At 64.4% G+C, this 13,464-nt stretch carries 12 protein-coding genes; 5 read left to right on the top strand and 7 right to left on the bottom strand.

Translation table 11 applies throughout. The features are described from left to right. Positions 1-52: 52 nt before the first annotated feature. The 3 genes from ABID58_RS05810 to ABID58_RS05800 all read right to left on the bottom strand — a co-directional run bounded on the left by ABID58_RS05810 (position 53) and on the right by ABID58_RS05800 (position 3,023). Complete coding sequence (locus ABID58_RS05810) at positions 53-397, bottom strand: DUF1491 family protein (protein ID WP_148752026.1); 345 nt, start codon at positions 395-397, stop codon at positions 53-55. Positions 398-460: 63 nt separating this feature from the next. Further along, the gene (locus ABID58_RS05805; protein ID WP_354031891.1) at positions 461-1,174 is read right to left on the bottom strand and encodes a peptidoglycan-binding domain-containing protein; all 714 of its coding nucleotides are present in this window, start codon (positions 1,172-1,174) and stop codon (positions 461-463) included. Beyond that, the gene (locus ABID58_RS05800) at positions 1,167-3,023 is read right to left on the bottom strand and encodes a PAS domain-containing sensor histidine kinase (RefSeq protein WP_354031890.1); all 1,857 of its coding nucleotides are present in this window, start codon (positions 3,021-3,023) and stop codon (positions 1,167-1,169) included. The genes ABID58_RS05805 and ABID58_RS05800 overlap by 8 nt, the downstream gene beginning before the upstream one ends. 411 nt (positions 3,024-3,434) lie before the next feature. Here ABID58_RS05800 and ABID58_RS05795 point away from each other — a divergent pair, with 411 nt between their 5' ends. Continuing rightward, positions 3,435-3,869 carry a DUF5330 domain-containing protein gene (locus tag ABID58_RS05795; protein ID WP_354031889.1) on the top strand — a complete coding sequence of 145 codons (435 nt, stop codon included), beginning with the start codon at positions 3,435-3,437 and terminating at the stop codon, positions 3,867-3,869. A gap of 69 nt (positions 3,870-3,938) precedes the next feature. Then, the gene (locus ABID58_RS05790) at positions 3,939-4,367 is read left to right on the top strand and encodes a SufE family protein (RefSeq protein WP_148752030.1); all 429 of its coding nucleotides are present in this window, start codon (positions 3,939-3,941) and stop codon (positions 4,365-4,367) included. Between the two features lie 129 nt (positions 4,368-4,496). Here ABID58_RS05790 and ABID58_RS05785 read toward each other — a convergent pair whose 3' ends face one another. Together ABID58_RS05785 and ABID58_RS05780 are read right to left on the bottom strand one after the other, a co-directional pair. Further along, positions 4,497-4,913 (bottom strand): Ros/MucR family transcriptional regulator, encoded by a 417-nt coding sequence (locus tag ABID58_RS05785; RefSeq protein ID WP_148752031.1) that lies wholly within the window; start codon positions 4,911-4,913, stop codon positions 4,497-4,499. A gap of 162 nt (positions 4,914-5,075) precedes the next feature. Next, positions 5,076-5,951 carry a DUF308 domain-containing protein gene (locus ABID58_RS05780; RefSeq protein WP_354031888.1) on the bottom strand — a complete coding sequence of 292 codons (876 nt, stop codon included), beginning with the start codon at positions 5,949-5,951 and terminating at the stop codon, positions 5,076-5,078. 314 nt (positions 5,952-6,265) lie between these two features. On the opposite strand from ABID58_RS05780, the gene ABID58_RS05775 reads away from it, so the two are divergent. The 3 genes from ABID58_RS05775 to ABID58_RS05765 all read left to right on the top strand — a co-directional run bounded on the left by ABID58_RS05775 (position 6,266) and on the right by ABID58_RS05765 (position 10,463). Further along, complete coding sequence (locus ABID58_RS05775) at positions 6,266-7,915, top strand: glycosyltransferase family 39 protein (RefSeq protein WP_354031887.1); 1,650 nt, start codon at positions 6,266-6,268, stop codon at positions 7,913-7,915. 133 nt (positions 7,916-8,048) lie between these two features. After that, on the top strand, positions 8,049-8,828 hold the full coding sequence (locus ABID58_RS05770) for a class II aldolase/adducin family protein (protein ID WP_148752034.1): 780 nt from the start codon (positions 8,049-8,051) through the stop codon (positions 8,826-8,828). 363 nt (positions 8,829-9,191) lie between these two features. Beyond that, positions 9,192-10,463 (top strand): IS110 family RNA-guided transposase, encoded by a 1,272-nt coding sequence (locus ABID58_RS05765; protein WP_354032179.1) that lies wholly within the window; start codon positions 9,192-9,194, stop codon positions 10,461-10,463. 119 nt (positions 10,464-10,582) lie between these two features. Here ABID58_RS05765 and ABID58_RS05760 read toward each other — a convergent pair whose 3' ends face one another. Further along, positions 10,583-12,001, bottom strand: a complete 1,419-nt coding sequence (locus ABID58_RS05760; RefSeq protein WP_354031886.1) for a M20/M25/M40 family metallo-hydrolase — start codon at positions 11,999-12,001, stop codon at positions 10,583-10,585. 25 nt (positions 12,002-12,026) lie between these two features. After that, on the bottom strand, positions 12,027-13,355 hold the full coding sequence (locus ABID58_RS05755) for a glycosyltransferase family 87 protein (RefSeq protein WP_354031885.1): 1,329 nt from the start codon (positions 13,353-13,355) through the stop codon (positions 12,027-12,029). Positions 13,356-13,464: the final 109 nt, after the last annotated feature.

Here is a 13,464-nt window from a genome sequence, read left to right as displayed (position 1 = left end):
CGCGGACAGACTCTGGATTGCTTCGCTGCGCTCGCAATGACGGAAGGCCCGATCAGGTCTTCGCCAGCTCCAGGAAATGCCGCCCCGCGCGGTCTTCGGTCTCGACGATCCAGGCATCCGGGTCGAAGCGGAGTTCCTTGGTCAGGCGTTCTTCGACCGACTGCTCCGGCATCGGCTGCGGCGCGGCGGGCACGAAGAAGCGATCGACCGGTCGACCGTCGTCATAAGAGGTCTGCGGCGCCGGCACGTAGAGCATCGCATTGCCGTCGAGCAGCGACACCTTGACGAACACTGCCCCCGCTTCCTCCGCACCACGATGGCGCACGGCGCCGAACACGCCCTCGGTCTGGCACCGGCGCAAGTAGGCTGAGACCCAGATATTCGATTTCAAACGCATGAGCGCACGATAGGCCAGTGCTGCAATCAGCACCAGTCTTCAGGCTTCGCGATACAACGACGACTATTCGACGGGGTGACCGATTGCGGCGGCAAGCTCCCGCAGCAGGCGGTCGGACACCTGGCCGGTGACGGGCATCTTGTGCTGGCGCTCGAAGGTCTGGATCGCCGACTGGGTCTCGCCGCTCATCGTGCCCGTGATCTTCAAATTCCCGTAGCCGTATTCGGACAGCGCGCGCTGTACGCCGGCGAGGCGACGTGCCGCCGGGCTTTGCTGCATCGGGACCGGCGCCGGTGGCCGCGCAACGGCCACCGCAGACGGAGCCGGCGTGGGTGTCGTGGCCTTGATGACCAGATTGGTCATGGGATCGCTCGCGCGCGGCGTCGAGGCGGTCGTCTCGGCGGGCTTCTCGGGCGCCTTCTCTGCCGGCTTCGGCTCGACGCGAAACTCGGTCGCTTTGGGCTCGAGCGGCGACGTATCCGCACCGACGGGACGCGGACGCGGCATGGGATTGGACAGCGACATGGACGACGGCACGGGAAGATTGATCACGGTGCCGAACATCGGCGCCGGATGCCGGCCGGTCTGCAGGAACAGCGCGTTCGCAACGATGGCGCTGATGGTGGCGACGGCGACGAGGCCGGCCAGCGTGTCCTTGGGGCTGTGCAAGAGCACGCGCATCACGAGATTGCGCTCGGTCTCGACATCCACGACAGCCGCCTTGGCGCCACGGCGGCGCGGAGCGGCTTCGTCCTTTGCAGCAGATTTTCTAGGCACTTTTCTTCACCCGAGCAGGTTGGTCCTGAGGTCGGTCTTGAGTCTCCTGGCGCAGCACCGGCGTCAGCGTCGCGATCTTGCTCTCCGCGGGTCTTTTATCAGAAGCCTTTGCTTGCGGCGGCGTATAGACCAGCGGCAGCTTGACCGTGACGGCGGTGCCCTCGCCGAGCCTGCTTTGTACCGTCAATTCGCCGAGATGCAACGCCACGAAGCTCTTCACGATGGAAAGGCCGAGACCGGTGCCCTCGTGACGGCGCTGATAGGTCTTGCCGCATTGGAAGAACGGCGCGCCGACGCGCTTGAGATCGTCGGGCGCGATGCCGACCCCCGTGTCGCTGATGCACAGCGTGAGCTGCGAGGCGGATGCCGCCGCAGACACCGCGACCTGGCCGCCGCGCTCCGTGAACTTGACGGCATTGGCGACGAGATTGAGCACGATCTGCTTGAAGGCGCGCGGATCGCCGGTCATGACGGGCAGATCCTGCGGCGCATCGGTGATAAGATCGACGCCGTTCTCCCGCGCCTTCAGCGCGAGCAGGTTGCAGCAATGCATCAGCGCCGCGCGCGGCGCGAACGGCTCCGACGCAATCTCGAAATTGCCCGATTCCATCTTCGACATGTCGAGGATGCCGTTGACGACCGACAGCAGGTGCTGGCCGGAAGCGTTTATCAGCTCTGCGTATTCCTTGCGCTGGGGGGCGCCCAGCATCAGGGTCTGCTCCTGCGCGATCATCTCGGAGAAGCCGATGATGGCGTTGAGGGGCGTGCGCAGCTCGTGGCTCATGGTGGCGAGGAAGCGCGTCTTGGCGGCGTCGGCGGCTTCCGCCGCGTCGCGGGCCTGATCGAGCGCTTGCTCGGACAGCTTGCGATCGGTGACGTCGCGCATCACGCCGACGACTTCAGCCTCGCGCGTGAGATCACGGCCCGGATCCTGATCGAGCGGCCGGCAGCGCATCTCGACCCAGATGAAATCGATCTGGCTGCGCTCCGAACCGGTGGGCTCCCGCCGCAGCCGGAATTCGACGCTGCGCACGTCGCCGCGCGCGGCATCCGAGAGTGCGGTGAGATAGGCTGGGCGATCGGCGACATGGACGCGGTCGAACAGGCCATGACCATGCAGTTGCGCGACCGGCATGCCGAGCATGGCTTCCGCGGCCTGTGAGATGAACTGCACCGCGCCATTGCGCTGATGCCGCGAGATCACGTCGCTCATGTTGCGCGCGAGCAGGCGATAGCGCTCCTCCTCACGCGACAGCAAGGCGACGCTGGTGCGCGCGAGCGATTCGGCGCCGAAGGCGAGGCCCGCGGCATAGAGCGTTGCGGAGGCGACGCCAAACGCCATCATCACGCCGCGCTCGGTAGCACCGGCATGTTCGAGCGGCAGCCAGCCGAGCTGGCCGAGCAGGATCAACAGGCCCGCGCAGGACAGCGCGAGCAACGAGGCAAAGGCCGCGACGCGGCGCGAGGCCGACAGCGCGGCTTCGAGCGGAACCACGACCAGCCAGACCGCGGCGAACGATTCGATGCCGCCGGTCGTGGCGGCGATCGCCATGATCAGGCCGGCGAGCGCAAGCGACGACAGCACGTGGGCGCCTTCATAGCGGCCGGTGCGCGACAGGAACCAGGACAGCAGGATCGGCGCGATCAGCCACGCGAAAGCCGCGACCTCGATCGCGCTCGGCGCGCCACGCAGGACGAGATAGACCGGAAATGCGGCGAAGGCGGCCAGGCTTCCGAGAAGCCGCGGCGCCATGAAAGCCCGATGGCGCGCACGCGTCAACGCATCGTAACGCGCGGAGGGATGCAGCAGCGCATCGAGACAATCGCGGATGATACTCAAAACTGTCACGGGTCTCGCGCTTCGGCTCAATCGTCCTTGAAGACGTGCCGGAACGCCTCCTTATTGTTGAGCCAACGTGTCAGAGCGACCTTAAACGAGTGCTAAGGCGATCCGGCCTGCGGCCTGACACCGCGTCATCGCGGACATTTTTAAGCGATTTGGCGATGTCATCATCGGGGATGGTGAACACAGGGTTTCGCCGTCCGTTTCATGGTTTCGAATTGGTGGATGCGCCGGTCCGGAACACCACGGGCGCAGGCATCAATCGAAAATTTACGAGACCTGCAACCGCGAAGATTTTTGCGTAAATTTTCTGCGAATTAAGCGGAAGGCAATCACTTGCGATTTATCGAGAGTTGCTAGGTCCGGTGCGTTCTGCGGGAATCGCCGCGGCGGGGATCTAACGTACAGGTTCGCAAGATGCGCTTTCTGCTCCGCATCACATTCTGGCTCGGGCTGGTGCTGGTGCTCCTGCCGCGGGACAAGACGCCCGGATCGGACAAGCTGCCGCAGATCGGCGCTGCCGACGCGGTGCAGGCTGCGACCGCGGCCGTCTCCGACATGACCCAGTTCTGCAAACGCCAGCCGGCGGCCTGCGAGGTCGGCGGACAGGCCGCGACCATCATCGGTCAGCGGGCGCAGGACGGCGCGAAGAAGATCTATCAGATCATCAACGACAAGAAGGAGCAGATCACCAACGAGAAGAATGAGAAAGCCGACAAGAAGGCGCCCGACCACACCGGTTCGATCACGGTCGCCGGTGAGGGCGATGCCGCCGCGACCGAAGCGCCGCGCGACACGCTGACCCAGGACGATCTCGCGCTGGACTGGCGCGGACCGGAAACGGCGAATTAGGGCCCAAATCCTATCGATTTCGGCAGCGCCCGTCCCTATATTGGCCTGAACGGGGATCACGGGCCACAAATGACTGCGATTGACGAGATCAGGGACAATTTCGAGCTTCTGGACGACTGGGACGACCGTTACCGGTACGTCATCGAGCTCGGCCGCACCCTGGAACCGATGCCCGAGGCGGAACACTCGGCCGAGAACAAGGTGAATGGCTGCGTCAGCCAGGTCTGGCTCCAGAAGCTGGTCGATCGCGGCAATGGCGCGCCGATCCTGAAGTACCGCGGCGACAGCGACGCGCATATCGTGCGCGGGCTGGTGGCGATCGTGCTCGCGCTCTATTCCGGCCGCACGCCGCAGGAGATCCTCGAGACCGATGCGATTTCCGTGTTCAACGAGTTCGGCTTCCGCGACCACCTGACGCCGCAGCGCTCCAACGGCCTGCGCTCGATGGTCGAGCGGATCAAGACCGACGCGAAAGAGGCGCTCGCGGACGCGTCGTGAAGCGCTAACTTGCGCTTCGTAGGGTGGGCAAAGCGCATAGCGTGCCCACCATCTGAGTGCGACCAACGAGAATTGGTGGGCACGGCGCTGTCGCGCCTTTGCCCACCCTACGAAATCAGGCAAGCGGCTCTACTTTCCTTTTTTCCGCTGTTGCTGTCCCAGACCCATCTTCTTCGCCAGTTGCGAACGCGCCACCGCGTAGTTCGGCGCGACCATGGGATAATCGGCCGGCAGGCTCCATTTCTCGCGATATTGCTCGGGCGTCAGGTTGTACTGGGTGCGCAGATGGCGCTTCAGCGACTTGAAGCGCTTGCCGTCTTCCAGACACACCAGATAGTCCGGGGCGATCGACTTCTTCAACGAGACGGCAGGCTTTGCCGGCTCGAGCGGCGCTTCGACGCGGCCCGACGACACCCGCGTCAACGCGCCATGCACCTGGCTGATCAGGCTCGGAATCTCGGCGGCCGGCGTCGGGTTGTTGCTGACATAGGCCGAGACGATGTTCGCCGTCAGCTCGATGAAATTTTTAGCCCCAACATCCGACATGGGCTCGACCTCTCCAATCCGATTCCGTCGCGGCTTCATTGGCGGCGGTGAAGTATTCTCTGTCAACAATACCTTTGGCCGAAATACGACGACTGGAGAATGTGAACCGATTACTGATCTCGCGACAGCAGTTGCGAGACTTTACTTGAACCCGGCGAAGCTTCAGCCGCGCTGGTCGAGATGGGCGCGCAGCTCGTCGATCGAGGCGAAGCGCATCATGCCCTCCGGCATCTGCGCCTCGATCGAGCCGTCCGAATAAAGCGAATAGGCCATGCCGTCGACGATACCGGATTTGAGCACCGTGACCGGCGCCTGTTCGGCCGGCGGCGGCTCGGGTGCGGGCGGAGGTGCGGCGGGCTGAGGAGCAGCAGGCTCGAAGGTCGACGCCGGGCGCTGCGGCGATGGGCGACGCGGCGCGGGCGGTTCAGGCGGCCGCGCACGGTCGGCCTTCGGCCAGGCATCGTCGAAGCTCGCGGGCGGGGCCTCAGGCACGGCCGGCTCCGCGGGCTCGGCGTGTGGTTGCGGCGGCGACTCCTCCGTGGCCTTTGCCTCGGCACGCTCGCGCTCCTTGCGCGAGCTCGAGGCGAACATCAGGTTGCGCCGACGCGGCGCCTCCTGAGCTGCGGGCGGGGGCGTAGGCGGCGCTTCCGGCTCGGCCGGAGCCTCGGCCCGCGGTCGCTCGCGCGCCGGTGCTTCGGCCTGCCAAGGCGGCGCAGCGGGCGATGGCTGCGGCTCGACTCGCATCGCCGGAGCCAGCTCGGACGCAGCCGTGCCTGGTGCAGCGAGGCCCGGCGGCAGCACCGGCCGCACGCGAACGTCCGACGGCGCGGCCGTCGCGGCCAGCCGTCGGGCGATGCCTCGCAGCTCCAGCAGCACGATGTAGAGACCGACCAGTAACATTCCGGAGCAGACGCCAATCGTTCCGCTCGTTATGAGCGTGCTGCCGAGGCTGAAATCCCTGATCGAATAGCCAAAAGCGACCGCAAGGAGGCCCGCCGCCACGGCGAAAATCCCTGCGATCAACAAAGCCAAGCTCATCGAACACACCCCCGGCCGCGCATCCACGCGCGGCACCCGTTACGCCACGATACCGTCATACTGCGTTCCTCGCCAACGACCAATTGCCGGCGCCGTTCCTAAAGGGAAGGATATCAGGGACTTATTCACATTCCCTTCAGCAATGGTCCGCTAGCTCTCATGTGCTTCCCGCGTTTCTGGAAATTGCTGCGTCGCATCAGGAATTTAGCCATAATGCCCAATTACTTGGTAATGGAACTGCGCTATAGGGATTCCGGGGAACAGGCCCGCGCGCGCCAGCAGGGCCAAGAGGGGATTCCGGGTCACCAATAGCCATGACATCCATCACGACTTCGGCGATCGACACGCCTCTCGGGCGCTCGGTTGAACGGACTTGCGACGACCTCGCCATGCTGGTGCTGGCTGCCGTCGCCGTCATCGCAGGCCTGACTTTCCGCGATTACGGGCTTGGCTGGGACGACTACACCCATGCCGAATATGCCGACCTGCTGCTGCGCATGTACGGCTCCGGCTTCAGGGACACGTCTGCCCTCTCCTTCGCCAACCTCTATATGTATGGCGGCGGCTTCGACATGGTCGCAGCCCTGCTGCACAAGATTCTCCCGCTCGAGCTGTTCGAGACGCGACGCCTGGTCGGCGCGATCGTCGGCGTGATCGGGCTTGCGGTGACGTGGCGGCTCGGCCGCCGCGTCGCCGGACCGCTTGCCGGTCTTGCCGCACTCTTGCTGCTGGCGCTCTGCCCGATCTTCTACGGCCACATGTTCATGAACCCGAAGGATGCGCCCTTCGCGGTGGCGATGATCATCCTGATGCTCGGCCTGGTCCGGCTTGCCGAGGAATATCCAAAACCCTCGCCGCGCACGATCCTGATCGTCGGCCTCGGTGCCGGCTTGTCGATCGGCTGCCGCATCCTTGGCGGGCTCGCGCTGGTCTATGCGATGGTCGGCTTCATGCCGCTGTTCCTGGAAGAGCTGCGCACCGAGGGCGCGCGCGAGGCGGTCCGCCGTTTCGCCCATGTCGTCTACGTGCTGCTGCCCGGCCTCGCGTTCGGCTACCTCGTGATGGGCCTGATCTGGCCGTGGTCGATCATGGAGCCCGGCAATCCCTTCGAGGCCCTGACCTATTTCTCGCACTTCTTCGAGAAGCCCTGGAAGGAGATGTTCGACGGCGCGATCGTGTCGGTGCCCGACATGCCCTGGTCCTATCTGCCGACGCTGTTCGCGCTGCAGCTTCCCGAAGTGATGCTGGTGCTGACGGCCGGTGCCGTGTTCAGCACCTTCGCGATGCTGCCGCGTCGCGAGGTTCCGGCGCGTCGCAAGACCATCCTGCTGATGCTGACGCTGGCGGCCACCCTGCCGCTCGCGATCGCGATGGTGAAGCGTCCTGCGCTCTACAACGGCATCCGCCATTTCGTCTTCGTGATCCCGCCGATGGCGGTGCTCGGCGGCATTGCCTTCGCCCGGACCATGGAACGCCTGCGCGCCAGCCACCGCGCCTGGCAGCCGGCCGTGCTCGCCGTGTTCTGCTTCGGCCTGGCGCTGCCGCTCGCCGAGATGATCCGGCTGCATCCCTATCAATACACCCACTTCAACCACATCGCCGGCACGGTGCGCGCCGCCGACGACCGCTTCATGCTGGACTATTGGGGCCTCGCGCTGAAGCAGGCCTCCGACGAACTGCGCGAGCAGCTGGTCGAGCGCCAGGAGGTGCCGCCGCGCAATCGCAAATGGAAGGTCGCGGTGTGCGGTCCGCAACGCCCCGCCCAGGTCGCGCTCGGCCCCGACTTCACCATCGGCTGGGATTCCAACGCGGCCGATTTCGCCATGACGCTCGGCGAATTCTACTGCAAGGGCCTCACCGCGCCCGTGCTGGTCGAGATCAAGCGCGACGACGTGGTGTTCGCCCGCGTCTACGACATCCGCGGCCGCAGCATTTCCGGCCTGCTGTCGATCCCGGCGCCGTAATAATTTTCTCCGGAAGCCGTAGCCCGCTCCATGCGGACCACGCTGAACTGCCGCGCTTGGCGCGCACCTTGCTGCCAGCCGTTTGCGAGACTAGGCTCCCTCCCCGCAACAACGAGGTTCGGAGAGATTTGCCATGTCACCAGCGGAAGCGCGCCTGAAGGAAGTGCCGTCGAACATGACGGAGGCCGAGTGGCAGCAACGGGTCAATCTCGCCGCCTGCTATCGTCTGGTCTCGCTGTACGGCTGGGACGATCTGGTCGACACCCACATCTCCGCGCGCGTGCCCGGCCCCGACCATCACTTCCTGATCAACCCCTACGGGCTGATGTTCGACGAGATCACGGCCTCGAGCCTGGTCAAGGTCGATCTGCACGGCAACCAGCTCAGCGAGAGCGAATACAGCATCAACCCGGCCGGCTTCACCATCCATTCGGCGATCCACGAGGTGCGAGAAGATGCGATTTGCGTGCTGCATCTCCACACGCTGGACGGCACCGCGGTGTCGAGCAGCGCCGAAGGCCTGCTGCCGCTGAACCAGACCGCGCAGCTCGTCACCCACGACCTCGCCTATCACGACTATGAAGGCATCGCGCTCGATCACGACGAGCGGCCGCGGCTGCAGCAGGATCTCGGCGACCACAACCACATGCTGCTGCGCAACCACGGCACGCTGACCGTCGGCCGCTCGGTCGCTTCCGCCTTCGAGCGCATGTACCACCTCGAGCGCGCCTGCTCGATGCAGGTGCGCACCCGCGCGCTGGGCACGCCGGTCTATCCGGTCGAGGACATCGCGATCGAGAAGAACACCGAGCTGCTCGCCAACCGCGACCGCGCCGAGCTGCGCGCGACGAACCTGGTATGGCCGCCGCTGCTGCGCAAGCTCGACCGCGAGCTCCCGGGCTACCGCTCTTGAGATTTACGGAGTTTGGTGTAGACTAGGCGTCAACACCCTCTACACATTTCGGAATGAAACGCCGCCCAATTCCGGGCGGCGTTTTTATTTGGGCCCGCTGTCATTGCGAGTTCTGATCGGCGGGAAGAACCGACCCGCATTGGATGAAACTATTCGGTCGGAGGCCGGCGCGCTAGATTGGGCGCGCCGTCGGCAAAGAGGTCGATATCTCCCTGGTGCGCGAGAGCCCGGTTGCGAGTTGGACCCGGGGGACCTGGATGACCCACACTGGCGCTAAGGACAGCCATGTCCCGGAGCACGCTTCCTAGGATTCTCTTTTGGACGGCCCCCCACGCCGGCGGCGCCGTTGGAGAGGAGAAGACAATGGATATTTTGCATGAGCAGGTGGCCGGCCTGGACGTGCACAAGAACACGGTAGTGGCCTGTGTACGCATGATGACCGGCAAGGAAACGGCGCGGGAATGCCGGACGTTTGCAACGACGACGGACGGACTTCTGGCGTTGAGAGCGTGGCTTTCGGAAAGCCGGTGCACGCACGTGGCGATGGAGGCGACCGGTGTTTACTGGACACCGGTATGGAGGATACTCAACGCGGGTGACTTCGAGCTGACCGTCGCCAATGCGGCGCACATCAAGAACGTGCCGGGCCGCAAGACCGACATGAACGACGCGATGTGGCTGGCCGATCTGGTGGCCTTCGGGCTGATCAAGGCGAGCTTCGTGCCGACCGAGCCGATGCACGAGCTGCGTTCGCTGACCCGCACCCGCAAGCAGCTGGTGCGCGAGCAAACACGGCACGTGCAGCGGATCCAGAAGACGCTGGCCGAAGCCAACATCAGGCTCGATTCGGTGATCAGCGACGTCATGGGCGCAAGTGGACGGCGCATCATCGAAGCAATGATCGCCGGCGTGCGCCAGCCGCACAAGCTGGCCGACCTTGCCGGCAAGCAGATCAAGGCGACGCCCAAGGAGCTGTACGATGCGCTACATGGGCGGTTGACGGATCATCACCGCTTCCTGCTCGAACTCCACCTGCGACAATGGGACGGGCTGGATGCGTCGATCCGGACGATCGATCTGGAGATCGACCAGCGGATCAGAGGCATCGACGAGCAGCGCCGTGCCGGCGAACCGCCCTTTCGCGCCTTGATCGAGAACGCCGATACGGTCCCGGGAGTCAGCGCCGTGTCGGCGCCGGCAATCCTCTCCGAGATCGGCACCGACATGAGCCGCTTCCCGACCGCCGGCCATCTGCTCGCCTGGGCCGGCATGTGCCCGGAGCAAAACGAGAGTGCCGGCAGGCGCAAATCATCGCGCCTGCGCAAGGGCGCGCCTTGGCTCAAGACCATGCTGGTGCAATGCGCGTGGGCGGCCGTTCGCAAGAAGGGCAGCTATTACCAGGCCCAGTTCGTTCGCCTGCGACATCGGCGCGGCCCGCAAAAAGCCATCTGCGCGGTCGCCGCCTCGATCCTCACCGCGATCTATCACATGCTCAAGAACGGAACCGAGCACCACGACCTCGGTGCAAACCACTTCGATCGTCGTTCGACCGAGGTCAAAGCCAAGTCGTTGGTCGCCCGTCTCAAAAAGCTAGGCTTCACCGTCCAACTCCAACCAACTCCAAAGGCCGCCTGATGCCCTGACAGATCAGTTTCTTCCTAGGAGCTCTTGCGACGAAGCAATCCAGACTGTTTCAGCGGAAGGATTCTGGATTGCTTCGCTTCGCTCGCAATGACGAGGAGAGCCTTCGCGCCCTACTTCACCTCCGCGAGCGCCGCGAGGATCCGTGCCCAGGAGCGGATGCCCTTCTGGAAGCTGCGCAGATCGTACTTCTCGTTCGGCGAGTGAATGTTGTCGTCGTCCAGGCCAAAGCCGACGAGCAGCGAATCCAGCCCAAGCGCGCGCTTGAAATCAGCGACGATCGGGATCGAGGCGCCGGAGCCCATCAGCACAGTCTCCTTGCCCCATTCCTCGGTCAGCGCTTGCCTCGCGGCGGCAAGCGGCTTCATGTTCCAGTCGAGCGCCACGGCGGGCGCGGCGGAATGGTCGCCGAACGCAACCTTGCAGTCGCCCGGAATCCGGGCGGTCACGTAGTCGCGGAAGGCCTTGCGGATGGTCTGGGGGTCCTGCCCCTGGACCAGCCGGAACGAGACTTTTGCCGAGGCATGCGACGGGATCACCGTCTTGGAGCCCTCGCCGATATAGCCGCCCCAGATGCCGTTGACGTCGCAGGTCGGACGCGTGGAGGCCTGCTCGACCATCAGCCGCCCCTTCTCGCCAGCCGGAATCGACAGGCCGACCGGCTTGAGGAACGACTCCGGCGTGAAGGTGAGCTTCTTCCACTGCTCCAGGATCTCCGGCGGCGTGTCCTTTACGCCGTCATAGAAGCCGGGAATGGTGATGCGGTTGTCATCGTCGAACAAACCGCCGAGAATCCTGGTCAGCACCCGGATCGGGTTCATCGCCGTGCCGCCGAATACGCCGGAATGCAAATCGCGGCTGGCGGCGGTGATCTTCACCTCTTCATAGAGCAGGCCGCGCAGCGCCGTCGTAATCGCCGGCGTTTCCGGGTCCCACATGCCGGTGTCGCAGACCAGCACGTAATCGGCTTTAAACTCGTCCTTGTTGGCCTCGACGAACGGCACGAAGTTCTTGGAGCCGACCTCCTCCTCGCCTTCGATCAGGAAGGTGATGTCGATCGGCAGCGAGCCCGTGACTTTCTTCCAGGCGCGGCAGGCCTCGACGAAGGTCATCACTTGACCCTTGTCGTCCTCGGCGCCACGCGCGACGATGATCTTGCGGCCGTCGGCATGATCGGCGACGGCGGGCTCGAACGGAGGACGGTGCCAGAGCTCGAGCGGATCGACCGGCTGCACGTCGTAATGGCCGTAGAAGATCACATGCGGCCGTCCGCCCGCCTTGTCGTCCGCCTTGTCGTCCGCCTTGGCCTTGCCAACGACGGCAGGATGGCCGGCGGTCGGCCTCACTTCGGTCGCGACGCCGAGGCTCGCAATGTCCTTGGCCAGATGCTCGGCCGCCGCCTTGCAATCCCCGGCATAGGCCGGATCTGCGGAAATCGACTTGATCCGCAACAGCGAGAACAGGCGCTCGAGACTGTTATCAAAGTCCTTGTCGATGTGGTCGAGCACGGATTGAAGTTGCGCATTGGCCATGGTCGGATGTCCCACTTTTCTAACCTCAAGATGGTTGTGGTTTTAACCCTGCCGCGGCGTCGGAGCTAGCCGCAACCGGCGGATGCCGGATGTGCCAGGCAAGGCTAACTGCGAGAATCGCCGTCGCGATGAGGTTGTTACCCCAGGCCTGGATGGCGTTGGGAAACGGCGGCAGCGACAGCAGCATGAGGATGCCAGCAGCGCCAAGCGCGAGCACGGTTCCCAGCCGCACATTCGGCCGCAGGTCGAAGGCGGCCCGATGTATCAGCACCGTCAGCGGCAGGAACAGCCACATGAAGTAATATTGTCGCGCCAGCGGCGAGGCGATCGTCATCAGGCAGAACAGGATGCCGAGCTCCTCGGCGTCCGATCGCGCCGTTCGCCGCGCTTGCCGCGGAATGACCGCGATGAAGCCGAGCCCGAGCAACGCCGATACCGCAAGCACGATCCAGTTCGCCGTCTTGTAGTCGACGTCGATGACATTCATCGTGCGCGCCGGCTTGCCGGGATCGTCCAGATTGTAGTTGATCGGCCTGACCAGCCGGTGCGTCACCGCGATGACGGACTGGTTGACCCACGACCAGTTCTGCTCGTCGCGCTGACCAAAGCCCTTTTCCGAACTCGAGCCGACCATGCCCCGGTACCAGGTGTTGAGCTCGGCGGCGTTGCGCTCGAAGCCGCGGATCGGCGCCGGCACGAGATAGAGCAGGATGCCGATGAAGGCGAGCATGCTGACGACCGCCGCCCATTGCCGGCGCCAGACCAGATAAGGCAGCACGGCGATCGGAAACACCTTGATGGCGGCGGCGAGCGCGAACATGAAGCCCGCGAGCCAGGACCGTCGATGCTGGAGGCTCCAGAAGCCGTAGAGCATCATCACCAGCAGAACGAGGTTCGGCTGACCGAGATCGAACATGTCGAACGCGAAGGAGACGGTGACGACCACCGGCAGTGCTTCGAGCCACGGGCCCGGCTCGCGATCCGAGCCGGTCATGGCATTGGAGAGAATGCTCGTGTACCACCATGCCATCCCATTCAGGATCGACAGCACGATGTAGAGCGGGATCTTGCCGAACCAGCTCGGGATCGCCAGCAGGATCGCCGGCAGCGGCGGATAGATGAACTCGAACGGGTGATCCATTTCGCTGGGATAGAGCGCGCCGCCATGCAGCACCTGCTGCCCGGCCCAGTACCACAGCGCATAGTCCTTGGTTTTGCCATGACCGAAGATCTCCGGACCGAGGACATCCGCAGTCAGGATCAAGCAGCAAAACAAGAAGAGCAGGTCGAGCGGCCTGCGCAGCGAGAGAGTTCGAAGCGCGCCCGGTTTGTCTGATGAATTCGGTGATGTCACATGATGTCCCGTCGGAAACATATAGCACGTAGCAGACCGACGGACGCTTGGAGAGTCCTCCTCACCCGAATTTGTAGCTGGCAAAGATGCTCTTTCCCCCGCCACCTGA

Source organism: Bradyrhizobium sp. S3.2.6, from assembly GCF_040546885.1.
Taxonomy (GTDB): Bacteria; Pseudomonadota; Alphaproteobacteria; order Rhizobiales; family Xanthobacteraceae; genus Bradyrhizobium; species Bradyrhizobium cytisi.
Note: the sequence above shows the minus strand (reverse complement) of the source record. Positions and strands in the feature narration are given on the sequence as shown.